We start from the raw sequence: 18,716 nt of genomic DNA on the forward strand, positions 1-18,716 counted from the left end.
GTAATCGTTATCGCAGGAGCCCTCCCAGGCGGACTTGTCGACGAAAACACCCGGGTTGGTTCGGGTGCGCATCCATCGATAAGCCCCGGTTCGGGCGACTGACGTCACGTCATGACAACTGCCACGGGCATCGGTTGCCCTTCGACCTTCCGGTCCGGCGGTGAAGTGTCGGCGGACGTTTCCCAGTTGGGCTCCGGCCGGTCCGTCGCCGCGTTCTGTTCCGGGCGGGGGACGCGGCGGAAGGCGGTGGTGCCCCGGGCGAGGTCGTGGCCGATGGCCGCCGCGTCGATGTCCGCCGACATCCAGCCCTGCTGCCCCTCCCGTGTCTCCGTGCGCACCTTCAGCCGGCCCTGGACGATCACGGGCTCGCCCACCGACAGGGACGCCGCGGTGTTGGTGGCGAGCTGACGGTTGGCCCAGACCGTGAAGAAGTTGGTGTGCCCGTCCGCCCAGGCGCTCTTCTCCCGGTCCCAGTACCGGGAGGTGACCGCCACCCGGAACCTGGCCGCCGGGCCGGAGGCCGTCTCCCGGTACACCGGCCGTGTCGCCACGTTCCCCACCACGCACACCATCGTCTCGTTCATCGCGTCTGCCTCCCTCGTCCTCGCCCGCGCCCCGCCGGCCGTCACACCGGCGCCGGGCGGACACGCGTACGGGCCCGTCCCGTACGGCTGCCGTCTGGCGCGGCGGCCGCGGACCGTGCCCGCGATCGCCGTGGAATCAGACTGCCGCCGTCGGGCCGGGCCCGCCGAGCACTGTGGACCGCCTCCGGCCTGTGGAGATCTCCGTCACCCGCACGAGGGACCGCCCACCGGCCCGGGGATCCGACGCGACCGCACCACGGACCACGGCCACGCACCCGGACCGCGAACCACGCACCTGGACCGCGGCCACGCCGCGGACCACGCACCGCGGACCACGGACCACGGACCACGCATCACGCACCACGCACCACGCACCACGGGAGGCTTCAGCCCGTCCGGGCCACCGTCCCCGTGACCCGCCCGTACTGCTCCCGAACCTCCCGGTAACGCAGGAGCTCCGCGGCCACCGGATCCAGGACGCGGGCCCGCCCACAGCCCGCAGCCGCCTCCCGCAGCCGTCTCTCCGCCTCCAGCCCGTACCGCCGGGCGGGCCCGCGGGCGGCCAGGCGGCAGCTCCACTCGATGAGCGGACCGCCGACGATGCCGATCACCATCAGCAGCACCGGCACCCCCAGATTCGGCGCCATGACCCCGACGATCTGCCCCAGCAGCCACAGCCCGCCGACGAACTGAAGGGCCGTCATCGACATCTGGGCCAGCACCGCCACCGGCCACCATCCGGGCCGCGGCGGTCTCCCCGGCGGCAGTCCGGCGCGCACGGCGAGTTCGTCCAGGGCCTCCGGGAGCCCCTGGGACCCACGTACGGCCGCCTCCCGCACCGCCTGGGCCCACGGCGCCGGCAGTCCGGTCGAGGCCCGCTCGGCGACCGTGCGCACCGCCTGCTCCACGCGCTGCCGGGCGGTGGCCTCCTCGTCGAGCTGCCCGCGCAGGGTGGACCTGCCGGTGGAGGGCTCGCCCCGGTCCTGGCACCAGCGCCACAGCCGCAGCCAGGGCGTGCCGCAGGCGCGGTTGGCGTTGCGCAGCCAGGCACGCTCGGCGGCCTCGCCCGCCGCGGTGGCGCCCACCGCGTCCGCGAGCCGGTCGGAGAACTCCTCGCGCGCCTCCTCGCTCAGCCCGGTCCGGCGACGGGTGGCGTACACGGGCCACAGCCGGGCCGCCGCGACGTCCACGTCGGCGGAGATCCGGCGGGCCGGGGCCCCGCGTTCGCCGACGAACCGGCCGAGCGCCTCCCGCAGGTCGCCGACCCCCTCACCGGTCAGCGCGGACAGGGCGAGCACCGTCGTGCCGGGTTCGCCGTGCTCGCCGAGGGCGATGCCGTCCTCGTCGAGGAGGCGCCGCAGGTCGTCCAGGACCTGCTCGGCGGCCTCCCCGGGCAGCCGGTCGATCTGGTTGAGGACGACGAACATGACCTCGGCGTGGGCCGCCATGGGCCGCAGGTAGCGCTCGTGGAGCATGGCGTCGGCGTACTTCTCCGGGTCGACGACCCAGATGACCGCGTCGACCAGTCCCAGCACGCGGTCCACCTGCTCGCGGTGCTGGACCGCCGCCGAGTCGTGGTCGGGCAGGTCGACCAGGACGAGCCCGCGCAGCCGGTCGTCGGCGTCCGCGGTCGCCTGGAGGGGGCGCCGTCGGAGCCGGGGCGGGATGCCGAGGCGTTCGATGAGTCCGGCCGCGCCGTCGCTCCAGCTGCACGCGATCGGCGCGGCGGTGGTCGGCCGGCGTACGCCGGTCTCCGAGATGGGCACCCCGGCCAGTGCGTTGAACAGCTGCGACTTGCCGCTTCCGGTGGCGCCGGCGAGGGCGACGACGGTGTGCCGGCCGGAGAGTCCGCGCCGCGCGGCGGCCTCGTCGAGGACCCGGCCCGCCTGGGCGAGGGTGCGGTTGTCGAGCCGGGCGCGGGAGAGCCCCACCAGTTCGCGCAGCGCCTCCAGCCGCGCCCCCAGCTGCGGGCCGTAGGCCAGCGGGATCACCTTCTGCGGTGTGCTCGCCCTCGGCTCGGTCACCCGGCGCTGCTCCTCCCCCGCGTTGCCGTTCACCCGCCGCGCGATCAGCCCGTCGTCCCAAGGGCTCCCGGTGTCCGCCCGGGACGGCCCCTCGTCGTGGCGCCCGGAGGGCCCCGGGTCCTCGGACCGCCCGGGGCTCTCGGGGTCAGCGGGGTTCTCGGATCGCTCGGGGTGCTCGGTGTGGTCCTGGTCAGTGACGGCGGTCACCGGTCACCTCTCCTTCTGCAGTACGGACAACGCGGCGATGAGTTCGGGCTGGGGCTCCGCGTGCACCTCGAGCGTGTCGAGCGGGGCGAGCCGGCGTTCGCGTTCGGTCTCCATGACCCGGTCCACGTGCTCGACGAGGAGCCGTCCGCCGCGGTCGCGCAGCCGCAGCGCGCCGTGCGCGCCGATCCGCTCGGCGAGTCCCTCCCCCGCGGTCCTGGCCCGGCGGCCGCCCAGCAGCACGGTGGCGACGAGCGCGGCGACCAGTTCCGGGTCGGGTGCGACGCCCCGGTCGAGCTCGCGCACCTCGTCCTCGGCGAACTCCTCGAGTTCGCGCCGCCAGCGCCGTACGGCCAGTCCGATCCGGTGTTCCGCGCTCTCCGGGGCACCGTCGCGGGCGGCGAGTTCCGGGGCGTCCGCGGCGGGTTCGCGCCGCCAGGCGTCGTCCACGCGTTCGTCGGCGGCGGCGACGGCGCACAGCAGCAGCGCGCCGAGGCTCTCCACCAGGGTGTCGAGGAGTTCGCCCGGAGTGCAGTCCAGGGGGAAGGCGCGCCACCGCTTGAGCGCGTCCCCGGCGAGTACGGCTCCGGCCTGGAGCCGGCCGCGCACCCGCGCGTGCTCGCTGTCGTAGGCGCCCTCGATGGCGGTGGTGAGCCGCAGTGCGGCGGCGTACTGGGCGGCGGCGGCACCGGCGAGTTCGGGCAGGCGGGAGTTGAGGGAGTCCAGGACGCCGTGGGCGGTGCGGGCCATGACGTGCCGGCGCGCGGCGGGGTCCAGCGCCTGGTGCACGAGCCAGGTGCGCAGGGCCGCCACGGCGGTGGCCGGCAGCAGCCCGCCGCCCCACGCCGACTCGGGCAGTTCGGGCACGGTGAAGCGCGGTACGTGGCCGAGTCCGGCCTTGGTGAGCAGGGCGCCGTACTGCCGCGACACCTCGGAGACGACCTGGTGCGGGACCCGGTCCAGCACGGTCACGAGGCTGACGTCGTACTCCTTGGCGGTGCGCAGCATGTGCCAGGGGACGGCGTCGGCGTAACGGGCGGCGGTGGTGACCATGATCCAGATGTCGGCGGCGTTGATGAGTTCGGCGGCGAGGACGCGGTTGTCGGCGACCAGGGAGTCGATGTCGGGGGCGTCGAGGAGGGCGAGGCCGGGGGGCAGGGTGTCGGCGGTCTCGACCCGCAGGATGCGCGCCGGGTTCTCGCCGGGCAGGAGCAGGTCGTCCGCCGGGTCCTGGTGGTGCGGCACCCAGACGCGCGTGAGGTCGGGCAGCACCCTCATCCCGCTGAACCAGTGGTGATCCTCCGGATGGCAGACAAGCACCGGTGTCCGTGTCGTCGGCCGCAGTACGCCCGCCTCGCTGACCCGCCGGCCGACGAGGGAGTTCACCAGGGTGGACTTCCCGGCCCCGGTGGATCCTCCGACGACGGCGAGCAAGGGCGCCTCGGGATCTCTCAGCCGGGGCACCAGATAGTCGTCGAGCTGGGCGAGCAGTTCGTCGCGGTTGGCACGCGCCCGTGCGGCCCCCGCCAGGGGCAGCGGGAAGCGTGCGGCGGCGACACGGTCGCGCAGGGCGGAGAGTGCGTCGAGCAGCTGAGGCCGTACGTCCAAGGTCACCACATGCGAAGAATGCCCAATTTTAGGGGAATTCTGAAGCATATGAGCATGTCTGCGTGCCGACTGAACACAAGGGGTGGAAGGGGCGCCCGGGGCGCGGACACAGTCCAGGCATAACGAGTGCACAACACCCGGTGCGCGAGGGGCCAAAATCAGTGCACGATTCGCACCTGCCTGCGATTATCAGGACCGCTTCACCTAACCTCCACATCGAGCCACGGAGGCGAGGCGACAGGGACAAGGATGCGGGAGCCCTATCCTTGTCTCCGGCAACGTCGGAAACGCGCCCTCCCGGGGCACCATGACGACAGGCCGCCACACCGGCCCCCGTAGCTCAGTGGATAGAGCAGGCGCCTTCTAAGCGCTTGGCCGCAGGTTCGAGTCCTGCCGGGGGCGCCACCCGCTGTCGGCACGGACGCAGCGGAGGGGATCTTTCCTCGCGGGCACGTCAGGTCACGGCAAGGGCTCAGCGCCAGTCGTCGATCACGTAGGCGTCCGGGTGGCTGTAGCCGGGTTCGTTGGGCTTGTGCATGGTCACGCCCTGCAGCCAGGTGCGGAACCCGCGGTCGATCATGCTCCGGTAGGCGCCCTCGCGGGCGAGGTTCACGCCGGCGTCCAGTTGCCCCAGTCCCCGCTCGGCGGCGAGCTGTTCGCACGCGTCCAGCAGGCGTTCGAACCGGTCGGCGGCGCCCGGACCGGGGCGTACGGCGCCGAACTTGACGAAGCAGACGTCCTCGCCGGCCTCCGACCCCGTTCCGCAATGGCAGACGGCCAGGCCGTCGAGGCCGGCGTCGGTGCCCTCGAGGAGGACGGTGTCACCGAGCCCCTGGACCTGCGCGGCCACGATCTCCCGCTCCAGGCTGAGACCCTCGTGCACGGCACCCGTCAGCGCCCGGCCGAGACTGAGCGCCTCGGGCCGCTCGGCGGCGTTCAGCTCGCCGTACAGCACCCGGCCGGGCGCTGCGGCACCGGCGGTGACCTGCTTCTTCATGATGGCGGTGAGGAAGCGGGGCCAGAAGCCGTACCGGCGGTAGAGCTCGAGGTGCTTGGGGCTGTGCGAGAAGGTGAAGAGGCCGAGGTGGCCGTTCTCCCACGTGTCGAAGCAGGCCATGACCGGTTCCATGAGGCGCCTGCCGATGCCCTGGTCCCACAGGTCGGGACGTACGGTCAGGGGGCCGAAGTACCCGACGCTGCCCCAGTCGGCGGCGAAGTTCGATCCGACGACCTCGCCCTCGACGGTCGCCGCGAAGGCCGCGTGCGGGTCTGCAGCCCAGCGGGTGCGGACGTAGTCGGCCGTCCCGAAGAACGTCTCGGGCTCGGGGACCCCGAGGAAGGTCCCGAAGGCGACCCGGAAGATCTCGTCGGCCCGGTCCAGGTCCGGTTCGGCCAGCGGGCGGACCGACACCGGGACGGCGGCGCTCGTGCGCTTCGCTGCGGACATGATCGCTCTCCTTTCCGCCCCTGTTCCATCGCACCACGGACGTGCCCCGCGGGCGAAGCGACGGGTCGGCGGCGTCCCGGCCCGCCAGCGGCATGCGGGGAGCCGGAGGGGCGCCGACCGGGTCCGCCCCGCCCCCTCACCCCTGCCGTGCCGATCACCACCGCCGGCAAGGCCGCCCGGCGGGCTCCGGCGCCCCTGACCGGATCGCCCATGTTCGAGTGATTGCGCCCCGTGTGGGCGATTCCTGGTAATCATGGAGCGGTTCTCGTCGTTGCGCCTTTCCCGGAGCCGCTCATGCGCACTGCCGTCATCGCCGCCCAGGACCCGCCCCGCACGGGGCGCTCCGGGTCCCTCCCCTCAGCGCCCGAGCGGGCGGAGGAACGGGAACTCGCCTTCGAGGGGTTCGCGTACACCTGCCGCGTCGTCCGGCAGAGGGAACCGCGGACCGCTCCGCTGCTGCTGCTCGGGGGCTCGTCGCAGAACCGGTACTCCTGGCAGAGCCACGAGAAGTGGCTGGCACCGCTGTGCACGATGATCACCGTGGACCTGCCCGGGTACGGCACCTCCGACTTCCTCCCGGCGGGGTACGACATCGACTTCCTGGCCGACGCGGTCCAGCACACCCTGACGGAGATCGGCGTGCCGGAGGTGAACCTGTTCGGCGGCTGCTTCGGCGAGGTCGTCGGCCTCCGCTTCGCGCAGCGCCACCCGGAGTCCGTGCGGCGCATCGTCTTCGCGGCCGCGGCCATCCGGCTCCCCGACCTCTACCAGGAGGCCGTGCCGCGGCTGTCGCAGACCCTGGCGCGGGGCGACATCGAGCAGGCCGCCGACGGGCTGGTGCGGCTGTTCATGTCCGACCCTGAGGCCGGCAAGGTCCGCAGGCACGCGGCCGTGGCCCGGCTGCTCCAGCACCAGTTCGTGAACCAGACACCGGACGAGATCCGCAAGGCGGTCGAGCACAACACCCGGCTGGTGACGCACGGCTGCTACCGGCCGCTGCCCGTCCCCGCCGTGCCGGCGCTGGTGTTCACCGGGGAGTACGACACGCTGTGCACCCCGCAGATGGGCCGCGAGCTCGCCGCGGCGATGCCGGGGGCGCTGTTCACCACGGTCAGGGAGGCGGACCACCTGGTCACCGTCGAGCGCCGGCAGGAGTCGGCGGAGCTGATCGCCCGCTTCTGCACCGACCGTCCCCTCGACGACCTGCCGTACTGCACGCCCGTCGAGGTCCCGCGCGACGGGTCCTCCCCCACCCCGGCGTGACGCCGGTCATGAGGAGGGGCCGGAACCCGTTGACGGGTTCCGGCCCCTCCTCATGACCGCGAGGGCGTCAGGACTTCTTGTCGCCGACGAGGGCACCGGCCGCACAGGACACGGCCCCGCCTCCGGAGCACTCCCGCTGCACGCCGTCGACGAGCTGAACCGGCGCGGCCTTCTCGCCGGTGATCCGGTCCTCGCGCGCGTCGACGCAACGCACGTGTCCCCTGCCGTCGTTGGTGCACTTGCCGGGATTCTCGACAGCGGCAGCCTGAACGGCGCCGAGGCCGACCAGGGCGGAGCCCGCCAGGACGCCCGCCACCGCAGTGATCTTGATCGACTTGAACATCTACCTTTTCCTCAACGTTCGACCGCGCCACGACTGCGCGGCGGCGCCGTCACGTGACCGCGACGGCCAACGAAGCGGGGCAGGCCCTGAGCCCGAATCGCACGCGACCGGACGCCAGGGCCTGCCCCCTCACCCGAGGGTGTGTCACTTACCGCCGAGGCCGAGGTTGCTCGCGCACTCCACGGCGTTGGTCTCCTTGTTCTCGGCGTTGCCGAGACCCAGGATGCCGACCGCCAGGTTGATGTCGTCGATGGCGATCAGCGACTGGACCGAGTTGTCCTGGGCGCAGGAGGTGGTCTGGCTGCTGTTGATCTCCACCTCGGGCTCGTCACCGGCGAAGCTGACGCCGGCGCCGAGGAAGCTGACGCTGCCGAGCATGGCCATGACGACGGCGGCCTTCTGGTACGTGCGCATTACTGCTCCATTCTGGATGTGACGCGATCCCGGTCGGGATCGATCGGTGACAGTCGCCAATTTAAAGCGACCTTTTGCGGCAATTGATAGCGAAACGCCGAACGGTATTCACATGGCAAAAAGACACGTCACACTGCTGTCGCCATTTCACACAATCAGCCCGGCAATTCGACGGTCGAGCGACACGCGTCCACGTATCGCCGCGCCGTCAGGACTTGTCGCCCTTGAGGACGAGGTTGCTGGAGCAGGTGAGCTCACCCTTGCCGGAGCAGCTCTGCGACATCTTGTTGTCCACGCGGACTTTCCCGTCCTGCTCGGAGACGCGGTACTCGCTCTCCTGGACGCAGCGCACGTGACCCTTGTCGTTCTGGGTGCAGGCGCCGGGGCTCTCGGCGCCGACGGCCTGGACGGTACCGAGACCGATCAGCACGAGGCTCCCCAGGAGGCCCGCCGCCGCGATCTTCTTCGACTGGAACATCAACCTTTTCCTTGATGGTCGTGGGATGGCCGAAGGGGGCCGGGCGGGCCCGGGTCCGCGCCACGGGGGCGCGGGACCCGGAGCCCACCAGGCTCACCTGACAGCGACTGCTCAGCCGAGGTTCGAGGAGCAGGCCACCGAGTTGACCTCGGTGTTCTCCGCGTTGCCCAGACCCAGGATCGCGCCGACGCCCGCGTTGACGTCGTCGATCGAGACCAGCGACTGCACCGAGTTGTCCTGGGCGCAGGTCGTGGTCTGCTTGCTGTTGAGCTCGAAGCCCGGGTTGTCACCCGCGACGCTGACGCCGGCGCCGAGGAAGCTGACACTGCCGAGGACGGCCATCACGACAGCGGCCTTCTGGTACTTGCGCATTACCTCTCCGTTTCTCGAGTGGACACGGCCCGCGTCGGGCCGGTCACTGACAGTTGCTAACGTAAGCGACGTTTGCGGCTTTTGGTAGCCGAAACGCCCATATGCGTAACTTTCTTGTGAAGACGCAGGTCAGAGGCTCGTGATGGAGTACCAGACGGCTGAAGTCCGTGGCGCGTCGCCGTCGTTGCGGACCCCAAAGGGGGACCAAAGAGTGATCCCGGGACATTAGCCGTGACCGGACGCGGTCCCCCGCGTTGAGCGGGGAGTGCGGCGCTCGTCATGCCGCCGCGCTTAACAGATCCAGTTAAGGAGAACGTGATGTCTCGCATCGCGAAGGCGGCCACCCTGGCTCTCGGAACGGGCGCCGTGGTGCTCAGCGGCGCCGGAATGGCTTCGGCTCACTCCGGTGCCGAGGGTGCGGCGGTTCACTCGCCGGGCGTCCTGTCGGGCAACGTGGTCCAGGTTCCGGTCCACGTGCCCGTCAATGTGTGCGGCAACACCGTGAACGTGATCGGCGCGCTCAACCCCGCCGTCGGCAACGTGTGCGTGAACCACTGACGCAGCAAGGGCACTTACGTCACGGACATCCGTCGTAGTTCCCCGGGAGCCCCGGCCGCCTCGTGCGCCGGGGCTCTTCCCGTGTCCGGGCGCTTTCCACGAGCACGAGAACGGCGAACGCATTCGGCCCCCGGCGGAAACCGGGGGCCGAATGCTTGGCGCGGGATTTCAGGCGTGCAGCCCCACATCGCCGCGCACCGGCTTGGCCTCGTTCACGACAGCCGCCGCTTCCTTCGTCGTGCCGAGCAGCGTTTCCTCGTCGGAGTCCACCAGGGAGTCCGACTCGTACAGCGGCATGACCTCGAAGGGGACCGCGGTGCGCAGGCCGGTGTCGAGGCCGGTGGACGCCAGGTCCGTGGAGTCCGCGGCGAACGCGGGCCCGGCGACACCGGCGGCGATCAGGGACCCGGCAAGGACGGCGGCAGCCTTCAGGGACTTCATCGTGTTCCTTTCTTCGGCACCGCGGGGCGCCGGAGATGAATTCTGTCGCCGTGCACAACGATCCCCGGCCGGGGCGGAAACCGGGAAACCCGAAATCGCCAAGTCCTCATATGAGATCCAAGAACGACCGGTGGGGTGGGGTGCCGCTCGGCAGGGGGTCAGGAACCCGGCAGCAGGAGCGAGGTGAGTGCCGGGACCGTGGCCGGGGTGAGGGAAGCCGCCGGGGCCGCCTCGGCCGGTGCGGGCAGGACGACCGCCTCGGGGTCGGCGCCGACCAGGGCCTCGACGAGCTGGTCGATACGGGCCATCAGGTCGTCGGCCACGGCCGACTCCTGGTCCGCCACGGTCGTGGACTCCTGGTCCGCCGCAGTCGTGGACTCCTGCTCGGTGGCCGTCGTGGACTCCTGGTCCGTGGCCGCCGCGGACTCCTGCTCGGTGGCCGTCGCGTCGGTGTCCTGCTCGGCCGTCGTCGCGGACTCCTCCGCGGTGGCGGCCGCGGTGCCGGCCGCGGGCAGGAGCAGGTCCAGGACGTCCTCGAGGGCCTCCCGTACGGCGTCGAACGCGCCGTCCACGAGGTCGGAGGTCCCGGCCTGCGGCAGGAGCACGCCGGTCGTCGGCGTGACGGCGGGGGTGAGGGCCGGTGTGGTGGCCGGTGCCGTCGAGGACAGGACCGTGGTCGTGGTCATGGTCGTCGTGATGCTGGAGGCCGTGGGGTCGTCGTCGGCGGCCGCGGTCACGGCCGCCCGTGCCGCCTCGGCCAGCTCCCGCGCCCGGTCGGGGGACAGTTGACCGCCGTCCGACTCGAGCACGGCCCTCACCAGGGCGGCGACGGGGGCGAGTTCGCCCCGGTGCGCCCCGGCCCGGTCGATCTGCGCGAGCAGCGCGGCGGACGTCACCTCCCGGTCGTGGCCGGGGAGCGAGTCGGCCGCCATGGCGGCAGGGCCGGTGGTCGTGGCCAGAAGGGCGGCGCACAGGGCGCCGAATGCGATGCGCCGTGCCGGCAGAGCGCGCATGAAGGTTCCTTTCGCGGGCTTCGGATCTTGAGCTCACCGTCAGAGGACCCCGGGTGCCGCGCAACCGGGAGTACTCCCTTCGGTTGCGCGCCCGTCACTCTCCCGCGCGTTCTGCCGGATGGGGCGATGTTCCGGGTGGCGCTCGGCGCGAACCCGGCTTCACGATTCCAACACACTTGCCACTCTTAGGCGAATTTCGGTGAATTTGTCCGTTTGATGACTAGAGTTGCGACTCCCCGAAGCACCCTCATGGGCGGACGCATCGCACTCGTCCCCGCTGCCTGCCGCCGCCACCAGTTCCGAAAGGCTCCGACAGTCATGCGCCAAACCCTGGGTCAGCTGCTTCGCCATGCGACGGTGGGCGTCCTCGCCTGCGCCGCGCTCTGGGCACCCTGCGGTTCCGTGTCCGCCGCTCCGGCCGCTCCCGCGCCGGAGGCCGAGGGCCTCGCCTTCGGCGAGCGCTACCGGGCCCTCCAGCACGGGAACATCGTGCGCGCCGCCAACTCCTCCGCCACCTGCCGTCCGCAGGCCTCCTCGTGCCGCGACGTCCAGGGCGGCGCGCACGCGGTGAACGGCGACTTCGACATGAGCTACATCGACGTCGACAAGGACCCCAACACCTACAACTCCTCCCGCGCGGAGGTGCGGCTGCCCGCCGGCTCCCGGGTGACGTACGCCCGCCTGTACTGGGGCGGCAACCTGCTCGTGGGCGAGCAGAAGCCGGCCGCGGACAACGAGCGGGTGCTGATCGCCGAGCCCGGCGGCGACTACAAGGAGGTGCTCGCCGACACGGTCGTGGGCCACCGCGTGGCGGACGGCGCGGACGCCTTCCAGGCCTCCGCCGACGTGACCCGGCTGGTCCGGGACAGCGAGCCGGGCCTCTACACGGTCGCGCAGCTCAACGTGGCCGGCGGCAGGTCGGCGGCCGGCGCCTGGGGCGGCTGGACGCTGGTGGTGGCGTACGAGAACGCGGAGGAGCCGCTGCGGCACCTCAGCATCTGGGACGGCTTCGCGCCGCTGGGCTCCCGTGAGGGCACGCAGTTCCCGCTCCGCGACCTGCCGTTCCCGGCCGGCGCCGGGGGACGGGTGGGCCTGGTCGCGTACAACGGCGACCGCGGCACCACCGGCGACTCCCTCGTCCTCACCTCGGGCGACACCACCACGGCGTTCGGCGACGGCGCCAACCCGGTCGACGACGTCCTGAACTCCACGATCTCCGACCCCCGGGGCGCGGCCCCCTCGCGGGTGCCCGCGTACGCCAACACGCTCGGCTACGACTCGGACGTGTTCGCCCTCGGACAGGCCCTGCCGAACGCCGGTGACCGGGCCACCTTCCGGCTCACCTCCCAGCACGACGCCGCGTGGGCGGGCGTGCTGTTCGCCGCCGTCGACGCCCGTCGGTGAATCCGCCGCCCTCCGCCCCGACCACCTCTGTGAGTGAGGAAGCCGTGTCCACGGACCTGTCAGTGCCCGGACGCCCACCCCGGGTCCTGCACCTCACCCAGCCCGTGGAGGGCGGAGTCGCCCGGGTCGTGACCGATCTGGTCCGGGCCCAGCTGGCGGACGGTCTCGACGTCACCGCCGTCTGCCCCGACAGCGCGCTCAGCGGCCACCTGCGGTCGCTGGGCGCGCGGGTGCGGCACTGGCAGGCGACCCGGTCCCCGGGGCCCTCGCTCGCGCGCGAGGTACGGCACCTGGCCCGGCTGCTCGACGACGTGCGCCCCGACCTGGTGCACGCGCACTCGGCGAAGGCCGGGCTCGCCGGGCGGCTCGCGGTGCGCGGGCGCGTCCCCACCGTGTTCCAGCCGCACGCCTGGTCGTTCGAGGCGGTGGACGGGCCCACCGCCGCCCTGGCCCTGCGCTGGGAGCGGTGGGCGGCCCGCTGGGCGTCGCGGGTGGTGTGCGTGAGCGACGCGGAACGCGCCACCGGGGTGCGCGCCGGGATCGCCGGCCGGTGGACCGTCGTCCCCAACGGCATCGATCCCGAGCGCTTCCGCCCCGCCCCCGCGGCCGCCGTGCGGTCCGGGCTCGCGCCGCTGGCCGGACTGCGCGCGGGGGCGCCGCTCGCCGTGTGCGTGGGCCGGCTGTGCCGGCAGAAGGGGCAGGACGTCCTGCTGCGCGCCTGGGACGCCGTACTGCGCCGGGTGCCCGACGCCCGTCTCGTCCTGGTCGGCGACGGCCCGGACCGGGACCGGCTGCGCGCCGCCGCCCCCGACTCGGTGCTGTTCGCGGGTGCCGTCGCGGACGCCTCGCCCTGGTACCAGGCCGCCGACCTCGTCGTGCTGCCGTCCCGCTGGGAGGGCATGGCGCTGGCCCCGCTGGAGGCCATGGCCTGCGGGCGGCCCGTGGTGGTCACGGACGTCGACGGCGCCCGTGAGAGCCTGCCCCGCTCCTTCGCCGCCCCGTGCGTGGTGCCGCCGGAGGACCCCGGAGCCCTGGCGGAGGCGGTCGGCGCGCTGCTGCTCGACCCGCCGCTGCGCACGTCGCTCGGCGACCGGGGACGCCGCCACGTGCTGTTCCTCCACGACGTCCGGCACACCGCGAGGGCGGTCGCCGACGTCTACCGCGATCTGCTCGGCACCCGGCCCGCCGCGGCACGGAAGCACCCGTACGGGGCGGCCGGGGACGCCGAGGCCGACCGGACGTCACAGCGCGTCGAGCCCTTCGAGCACAGGGAGTCCATCCACTCGTGACCGCCGAACGCACCGTGCCCTCCCCCGGCGTACCGCCGCGGGAGCACGGATCCCCGCATGTCTCCGTCGTGCTGCCGCGCGGCTCCGACCACGGCCACCGGCCGCCCGCGCCGCGGCCGCCCGCACGGCCCGCCTCCCCCGTCCCGCTGCTCCTCGCGGACACCGCGGCCGCCCTGCTCGCCGCGGGCGTCCTCGCCGCCGCGCGACCGCACGCCGCGCTCGCCGCGGCGGCACTGGTCGCGGCGTCGCTGCTGCTGCGCCCGCGCGGCGGACCGCCGCCCCTGCCCGGCCTGCTGGACGAACTGCCCGCCGTATGCGCGCGTACGGCCGTCGCCTGGGCGGCGGTCGCGGCGCTGTGGGCGGCCCACCGGCCGGAGCAGGCACTGTCCGCCGGCACCGTGCTGGTGGGCGTGGCCGCGCAGGTGACGGCGGGCTGTCTGCTGCGTGCGGTGGTGCACGGGCGGCGGCGCGCGGCGCTGCTGCGGCACCCGCGCGCCGCGCTCGTCGTCGGGCCGGCGGCGACCGCGCAGCGGGTGGCCGCCGCCGTGCTGCGCCATCCGCGGTGCGGGGTGCGGCCGGTGGGGGTCGTCGACGGGCGCGGGGACGGGGGCGAGGGCCTGCCGGTGCTGCGTACGGACGAGGAGGTCGAGCGCGCGGTCATCCAGAACGGCGTGCGCGCGGTGCTCGCCGTCCACCCCTCGGTACGGGCCGAACGGGGGCCGCTGCTGCGGTCGCTGGCCGCTTCGGGGTGCGTGGTGTGGGAGGTGGACGCCGACGCGGCGCCGTACCCGGTGCGGGAGCGGCTGGCCGGTTTTTCCTGCCGACGGCTGGACTTCGCCCCGGCGCGCGGGGGCGGCCTCGGCAAGCGGCTGCTGGACGTCCTGGTGTCGGGGACGCTGCTGCTGCTGGTCAGCCCGCTGCTGCTGGTGTGTGCCGTGACGCTGCGGCTCGCGGACGGGCCGGGCGTGGTGTTCCGGCAGGAGCGCATCGGCCGGGACGGCCGGCCGTTCACCCTGCTGAAGTTCCGCACCCATCGCCCGGTCGACGAGCACGAGTCGGCGACGCGGTGGAGCGTGGCCAACGAGAACGAGATGCGCGCGTTCTGCCGGATGCTGCGGCGGACCTCGCTGGACGAGCTGCTCCAGCTGTGGAACGTGCTCCGCGGCGACATGAGCCTGGTCGGTCCGCGGCCCGAACGCCCCTTCTTCGTGGCCCAGTTCAGTCAGACCTACCCCGGTTACGCGGCCCGGCACCGGATGCGCACCGGAATCACCGGGTTGGCCCAGATCCACGGGCTGCGCGGCGACACCTCCATCGAGGACCGCTGCCGGTTCGACAACGCCTACATCGACGACTGGTCGCTGTGGCAGGACGTCTGCATCCTGCTGCGCACCGCGGCCACGCTGGTCCGTCCGACGGGGAGCTGACGACAGGTGAGTCACCTCCTCGTACCCCTGCCGCGCCGGGCCGCCGCGCTCGGGCCGGTGCTGCCACTGGTGGCGGTGGTCGCCCTGCTGGCGCTGCCGTCGGCGGGGGACGGCGCGGGGCCGGCCGACGTGATGTCCGCGCTGGCGGTGGGGTACTGCGTGGTCCGTCTGCTGCGGGAGCGGCGGCGTCCGCTGTCGCCCCGCGCGGCGGTGGTGCTGGGCCTGCCGGTCGTGGGGCTGGCGCTCGCCGCGATGGGGTCGGGTTCGGCGGCGGCGGGGATCGGCGGGATGGGCCGTTACCTCCAGGTCTTCGTACTGGTCCCGGCGGTGGTGCTGGTGCTGCTGCGGGGCCGGGCCGACTTCCGCGTGCTGGCCTGGTCGTTCGTGGGGCTCGCGCTGTGGCAGGGCGCGGTGGGCGTGCACCAGTACGTGACCGGCACCGGCGCCTCCTACCAGGGCGAGACCGTGCGGGCCGTCGGCACCTTCGGGGCCCAGGACGTGATGGGCATGGCGACGGCGGTGTCGCTGGGCGTGGTCTGCGCGGCCGGGCTCGCGCTGGGCCCCGCGCCGCGCCGGCAGCGGGTGGCGGCCGCCGGGTGCGCGCTGGTGCTGGTGCTGCCGCTGGCGCTGTCCTTCAGCCGGGGCGCCTGGATCGCGACCGTGCTGACGTGCTCCGTGCAGCTGGCGCTGGCGGGGCTGCGGCGGGCACTGAAGGTGGGGGCCGCCGTGGTCGCCTCGGGAGTGGTCCTCATGGGCGGTCTCGGGGTCGGTACGGCGATGCTCTCGGAGCGCGTCGACAGCATCACGCAGGTCACCGACGTCCCGGACCAGTCCGTGATCGACCGGTACACCCTGTGGGCGGCGGCCACCGGCATGTGGCGCGAGGAGCCGCTGACCGGCGTGGGGCTGAAGGGCTTCCCCGAGCACCGGGACCGGCACGCGGCCCTGGCCCTGTCCTCCGGCAGTGACGTCGGAGGCGCGGGCGGGACGTACCACAGGCAGGCGCTGCTCTCGCCGCACAACATGTACCTGCTGGTGCTGAGCGAGCAGGGCCTGGTCGGGCTGCTGACGCTCGCCGGGAGCTGGCTGGCGCTGCTGGTGTGCGCGGTGCGCGGGCTGCTGCGGGTGCGCCGCCGGGGCCCCGGCCTCGACTGCGGACTGGTCGCCTGCGGCCTGCTGCTGTGGCAGCTGACCGACTACGCGTACGGCGACATCGGCGGGCCCTCGACCGTGCTGACCGGTGTGGCCCTCGGTCTCACGGCGTGGTGGGGCCTGGCCCGTGACGAACGCCCGGACACCGCCTCCCCCGACGGGGTGGCCGGGCGGCTCGAGGAGGCCGTGGCGCGATGACGGCACTGCACTCCCGGCAGACCGGTCCCGGCGCCGGGCTCACGGCGGACGGGGACCGGGCGGGCGCACCCGGCGTACCCCGTCCTCCCGCGGCGGACGCGTGCACGGCCGGTGAACCGGGGCCGCCCGCGGCCGGTGACGGTGACGGGGCGAAGCGCACGGCGTCCCGGGGTTTCCTCGCGCGGGCCGCGCTGGTGACGGCGGTGCTGTCGATCGCCGGGTCGCTGCTCGGGCTGGTCCGGGACCAGTCGCTGGCGCGGCTGTTCGGGGCCGGGAGCGACACGGACGCGTTCCTCGTCGCCTGGACCGTGCCGGAGATCGCCGCCACGCTGCTGATCGAGGACGGGCTGGCGATCGCGCTGATCCCCGCGTTCAGTCTGGCGCTGGCGCGACGGGCCCGGGGGGTGCCCGGCGATCCGGTCCGCGAGCTGGTCGGGGCGACGCTGCCGCGGCTGTGCCTCGCCTTCGCCGCGGTGGCCTCGCTGACCGCCGCCGGGGCCCCGTACCTGGTCCGGGTGCTGGCGCCGGGGCTGCCCGATCCGGGCCTGGCCGTCGACTGCACCCGGCTCACCGCGATCAGCCTGCTGGCGTTCGGGCTCGCCGGGTACTGCAGCGCCGCCCTGCGGGCGCACCGGCGCTTCTCCGCGCCGGCGGCGATCTACGTCGCCTACAACACGGGCATCGTCGCGATGATGTTCGTCCTGGGCGGGGAGTGGGGCGTGCGGTCCGCCGCGGCCGGGGTCGCGGTGGGCGGCTGTCTGATGGTGGCGGTGCAACTGCCGTCGCTGTGGCGGGAGCTGTCGTCCCGCGCGCCGCGGTCCGCCGCCGCCACCGGGCCGGCCGACGAGGAGCGGCCGGTGCGGCTCGCCCTGATCGCCGCGGTGCTGCTGTTCGCGCTGTGCCGCCAGTCGCAGGTCCTCGTCGAGCGCTTCCTGGCGTCCTCCCTGCCCGCCGGCGCCATCTCGCACCTGAACTACGCGCAGAAGGTCGCCCAGATCCCGATGACGCTGTCGCTGATGGTGTGCACCGTCACCTTCCCGGTGGTGGCGCGCGCCCTCGCCGACGGCGACACCGGGCGGGCCCGCGCCCGGGTGGAGCGGGACCTGGTGCTCGCCTCCTGCGTGGTGCTGCTGGGCATGTGCGCGGTGCTCGCCTGCGCCCCCCAGATGATCGAACTGCTCTTCCAGCGGGGCGCGTTCACCGGCGCCGACACCGCCGCTACGGCGGACGTGATGCGGGTGTACGCGCTCGGTCTGCTCGGCCAGACCCTGGTGGGCGCCCTCGTCCGCTGCTACTTCTCCGCGGGCCGCCCCAGCTGGTACCCCGTCGGCGTGATGGCGGCGGGCATCGTCGTGACGTCGCTCGTCGGGGCCCTGGGCGTGGGCCGCTGGGGCGTGGCGGGGATCGCCGCCGCCAACGCCCTCGGCATCACCGTCACGGCGGCGCTGATGCTGGCGGGCCTGCGCACCGCCCGCCGCGGGGCCGCCACCGGCGTCTCGGTCGGGGTGCGCAGGGTGCTGGCCGAGCTGGGTCGGCCGGTCCTCGCCTCCGCCCTCGCCGTCGCCGCCGGGGCGTGGACCGCGAGCCGGTTCGCCTCGCCGGTGGCGGCGCTCACGGCCGGCTGCCTCGCCGTGACCGCCGTCTTCGTCCCGCTCGTCCTGTCCGTCCTCGGCACCCGGGGCCCCGTATCCGCGCTGCGCTCCGTACGCGCCGTCACTCGAAAGCTGACACATGGCCGCTTCCGTTGATTCCCTCGACGCCGGCAGACGACCGGCCCCCCGCTCCGGGTCCGTGCCCTGGGTGGCGATGTACCACTCGGTGGGCGACTGCTCCGACGACCCCTACCGCATCACCGTCACGCCCGAGCGGCTGGAGCGGCAGCTGGCGTGGCTGCGCCGGCGCGAGCTGCGCGGGGTGTCCGTCGCCGAGCTGCTCGCCGCCCGGGCCCGGGGCGAGGGGCGGGGCCTGGTCGGTCTCACCTTCGACGACGGGTACACCGACTTCCTCACCACCGCCCTGCCGCTGCTGCGGCGCTTCCACTGCGGCGCCACCCTGTTCGTCCTGCCGGGCCGGCTGGGCGGCGACAACGAGTGGGACCCGCTCGGCCCGCGCAAGCCGCTGCTGACCGCGCCCGGCATCCGGCGCGTCGCCGAGGCGGGCGTGGAGATCGGCTCGCACGGACTGACCCACGTCGACCTCACCCGCGCGGACGACGCCACCCTGACCGCCGAGGTCGCCGGGAGCCGCGCCCGCCTGGAGGAGCTGACCGGCGCCCCGGTCGCGGGGTTCTGCTACCCGTACGGCACGGTCGACGCCCGCGCGGTCGAGGCCGTGCGCGAGGCGGGCTACGCCTACGCCTGCGCCATCGATCCCGGCCCGCTGACCGGCCCGCACGCCCTGCCGCGCGCGCACGTGGGGCAGGACGACACGGCGCTGCGCCTGCACCTCAAGCTGAGACTGCACCGGCTGCGCCGGCGTGCGGTGGAGGGCGTGTGAG

The 18,716-nt window shown here is 73.7% G+C and carries 18 protein-coding genes and 1 tRNA gene; 9 read left to right on the forward strand and 10 right to left on the reverse strand.

The genetic code is table 11. The annotated features are described in order from the left end of the window. Positions 1–104 precede the first annotated feature (104 nt). The 3 genes from IE118_RS04420 to IE118_RS04430 form a co-directional block, all read right to left on the reverse strand. Positions 105–584 carry a single-stranded DNA-binding protein gene (locus tag IE118_RS04420; protein WP_189555891.1) on the reverse strand — a complete coding sequence of 160 codons (480 nt, stop codon included), beginning with the start codon at positions 582–584 and terminating at the stop codon, positions 105–107. 386 nt (positions 585–970) lie between these two features. Beyond that, entirely contained in the window at positions 971–2,815 is a 1,845-nt protein-coding gene (locus IE118_RS04425) for a YfjP family GTPase (RefSeq protein WP_189555892.1), read from the reverse strand. A 3-nt stretch (positions 2,816–2,818) separates the two neighbouring features. After that, positions 2,819–4,429, reverse strand: coding sequence for a dynamin family protein (locus IE118_RS04430; RefSeq protein ID WP_189555893.1), 1,611 nt, complete (start codon positions 4,427–4,429; stop codon positions 2,819–2,821). 320 nt (positions 4,430–4,749) lie between these two features. Here IE118_RS04430 and IE118_RS04435 point away from each other — a divergent pair. After that, a tRNA-Arg gene (locus IE118_RS04435) sits at positions 4,750–4,825 on the forward strand. A gap of 67 nt (positions 4,826–4,892) precedes the next feature. Here the strand turns inward: IE118_RS04435 and IE118_RS04440 are convergent. Next, positions 4,893–5,867, reverse strand: coding sequence for a GNAT family N-acetyltransferase (locus tag IE118_RS04440; protein ID WP_189555894.1), 975 nt, complete (start codon positions 5,865–5,867; stop codon positions 4,893–4,895). Positions 5,868–6,161: 294 nt separating this feature from the next. Here IE118_RS04440 and IE118_RS04445 point away from each other — a divergent pair, with 294 nt between their 5' ends. Next, on the forward strand, positions 6,162–7,130 hold the full coding sequence (locus IE118_RS04445) for an alpha/beta fold hydrolase (protein ID WP_189555895.1): 969 nt from the start codon (positions 6,162–6,164) through the stop codon (positions 7,128–7,130). 67 nt (positions 7,131–7,197) lie between these two features. On the opposite strand, the gene IE118_RS04450 is transcribed toward IE118_RS04445, so the two are convergent. The 4 genes from IE118_RS04450 to IE118_RS04465 form a co-directional block, all read right to left on the reverse strand. Next, complete coding sequence (locus tag IE118_RS04450) at positions 7,198–7,473, reverse strand: hypothetical protein (protein WP_189555896.1); 276 nt, start codon at positions 7,471–7,473, stop codon at positions 7,198–7,200. A 144-nt stretch (positions 7,474–7,617) separates the two neighbouring features. Beyond that, a complete protein-coding gene (locus IE118_RS04455) occupies positions 7,618–7,887 on the reverse strand; it encodes a hypothetical protein (protein WP_189555897.1) in 270 nt (89 codons plus the stop codon). Positions 7,888–8,095: 208 nt separating this feature from the next. Continuing rightward, positions 8,096–8,365 carry a hypothetical protein gene (locus IE118_RS04460; RefSeq protein WP_189555898.1) on the reverse strand — a complete coding sequence of 90 codons (270 nt, stop codon included), beginning with the start codon at positions 8,363–8,365 and terminating at the stop codon, positions 8,096–8,098. A gap of 111 nt (positions 8,366–8,476) precedes the next feature. Beyond that, positions 8,477–8,737, reverse strand: a complete 261-nt coding sequence (locus IE118_RS04465) for a hypothetical protein (RefSeq protein WP_189555899.1) — start codon at positions 8,735–8,737, stop codon at positions 8,477–8,479. A 318-nt stretch (positions 8,738–9,055) separates the two neighbouring features. Here IE118_RS04465 and IE118_RS04470 point away from each other — a divergent pair, with 318 nt between their 5' ends. After that, on the forward strand, positions 9,056–9,295 hold the full coding sequence (locus IE118_RS04470) for a chaplin (RefSeq protein ID WP_189555900.1): 240 nt from the start codon (positions 9,056–9,058) through the stop codon (positions 9,293–9,295). 168 nt (positions 9,296–9,463) lie between these two features. Here the strand turns inward: IE118_RS04470 and IE118_RS04475 are convergent, their stop codons facing one another. Together IE118_RS04475 and IE118_RS04480 are read right to left on the reverse strand one after the other, a co-directional pair. Then, positions 9,464–9,736, reverse strand: a complete 273-nt coding sequence (locus tag IE118_RS04475) for a hypothetical protein (protein WP_189555901.1) — start codon at positions 9,734–9,736, stop codon at positions 9,464–9,466. A 158-nt stretch (positions 9,737–9,894) separates the two neighbouring features. Continuing rightward, complete coding sequence (locus IE118_RS04480; RefSeq protein WP_189555902.1) at positions 9,895–10,749, reverse strand: hypothetical protein; 855 nt, start codon at positions 10,747–10,749, stop codon at positions 9,895–9,897. Positions 10,750–11,067: 318 nt separating this feature from the next. Here IE118_RS04480 and IE118_RS04485 point away from each other — a divergent pair, with 318 nt between their 5' ends. The 6 genes from IE118_RS04485 to IE118_RS04510 are packed head-to-tail and all read left to right on the forward strand — an operon-like array spanning position 11,068 to position 18,715. Continuing rightward, positions 11,068–12,153 (forward strand): DUF3344 domain-containing protein, encoded by a 1,086-nt coding sequence (locus tag IE118_RS04485; RefSeq protein WP_189555903.1) that lies wholly within the window; start codon positions 11,068–11,070, stop codon positions 12,151–12,153. 44 nt (positions 12,154–12,197) lie between these two features. Continuing rightward, entirely contained in the window at positions 12,198–13,442 is a 1,245-nt protein-coding gene (locus tag IE118_RS04490; protein ID WP_189555904.1) for a glycosyltransferase, read from the forward strand. Next, on the forward strand, positions 13,439–14,869 hold the full coding sequence (locus IE118_RS04495) for an exopolysaccharide biosynthesis polyprenyl glycosylphosphotransferase (protein WP_189555905.1): 1,431 nt from the start codon (positions 13,439–13,441) through the stop codon (positions 14,867–14,869). Before IE118_RS04490 ends, IE118_RS04495 begins: the two co-directional genes overlap by 4 nt. Before the next feature lie 6 nt (positions 14,870–14,875). Beyond that, entirely contained in the window at positions 14,876–16,219 is a 1,344-nt protein-coding gene (locus IE118_RS04500) for an O-antigen ligase family protein (protein ID WP_189555906.1), read from the forward strand. Next, positions 16,216–17,967, forward strand: a complete 1,752-nt coding sequence (locus IE118_RS04505) for a lipid II flippase MurJ (RefSeq protein ID WP_189555907.1) — start codon at positions 16,216–16,218, stop codon at positions 17,965–17,967. Before IE118_RS04500 ends, IE118_RS04505 begins: the two co-directional genes overlap by 4 nt. Continuing rightward, on the forward strand, positions 17,951–18,715 hold the full coding sequence (locus tag IE118_RS04510) for a polysaccharide deacetylase family protein (RefSeq protein ID WP_189555908.1): 765 nt from the start codon (positions 17,951–17,953) through the stop codon (positions 18,713–18,715). The genes IE118_RS04505 and IE118_RS04510 overlap by 17 nt, the downstream gene beginning before the upstream one ends. Position 18,716 lies beyond the last annotated feature (1 nt).

Origin of the sequence: Streptomyces pilosus, from assembly GCF_014649835.1 — a bacterium.
GTDB classification, from domain to species: Bacteria; Actinomycetota; Actinomycetes; order Streptomycetales; family Streptomycetaceae; genus Streptomyces; species Streptomyces pilosus.

Excerpts from the sequence above, each read along its gene's own strand:
- IE118_RS04475 (WP_189555901.1), bottom strand. The coding sequence starts at position 9,736 with ATGAAGTCCCTGAAGGCTGCCGCCGTCCTTGCCGGGTCCCTGATCGCC.
- IE118_RS04445 (WP_189555895.1), top strand. The coding sequence starts at position 6,162 with ATGCGCACTGCCGTCATCGCCGCCCAGGACCCGCCCCGCACGGGGCGC.
- IE118_RS04470 (WP_189555900.1), top strand. The coding sequence starts at position 9,056 with ATGTCTCGCATCGCGAAGGCGGCCACCCTGGCTCTCGGAACGGGCGCC.
- IE118_RS04460 (WP_189555898.1), bottom strand. The coding sequence starts at position 8,365 with ATGTTCCAGTCGAAGAAGATCGCGGCGGCGGGCCTCCTGGGGAGCCTC.
- IE118_RS04480 (WP_189555902.1), bottom strand. The coding sequence starts at position 10,749 with ATGCGCGCTCTGCCGGCACGGCGCATCGCATTCGGCGCCCTGTGCGCC.
- IE118_RS04485 (WP_189555903.1), top strand. The coding sequence starts at position 11,068 with ATGCGCCAAACCCTGGGTCAGCTGCTTCGCCATGCGACGGTGGGCGTC.
- IE118_RS04420 (WP_189555891.1), bottom strand. The coding sequence starts at position 584 with ATGAACGAGACGATGGTGTGCGTGGTGGGGAACGTGGCGACACGGCCG.
- IE118_RS04510 (WP_189555908.1), top strand. The coding sequence starts at position 17,951 with ATGGCCGCTTCCGTTGATTCCCTCGACGCCGGCAGACGACCGGCCCCC.
- IE118_RS04505 (WP_189555907.1), top strand. The coding sequence starts at position 16,216 with ATGACGGCACTGCACTCCCGGCAGACCGGTCCCGGCGCCGGGCTCACG.
- IE118_RS04465 (WP_189555899.1), bottom strand. The coding sequence starts at position 8,737 with ATGCGCAAGTACCAGAAGGCCGCTGTCGTGATGGCCGTCCTCGGCAGT.
- IE118_RS04440 (WP_189555894.1), bottom strand. The coding sequence starts at position 5,867 with ATGTCCGCAGCGAAGCGCACGAGCGCCGCCGTCCCGGTGTCGGTCCGC.
- IE118_RS04450 (WP_189555896.1), bottom strand. The coding sequence starts at position 7,473 with ATGTTCAAGTCGATCAAGATCACTGCGGTGGCGGGCGTCCTGGCGGGC.
- IE118_RS04455 (WP_189555897.1), bottom strand. The coding sequence starts at position 7,887 with ATGCGCACGTACCAGAAGGCCGCCGTCGTCATGGCCATGCTCGGCAGC.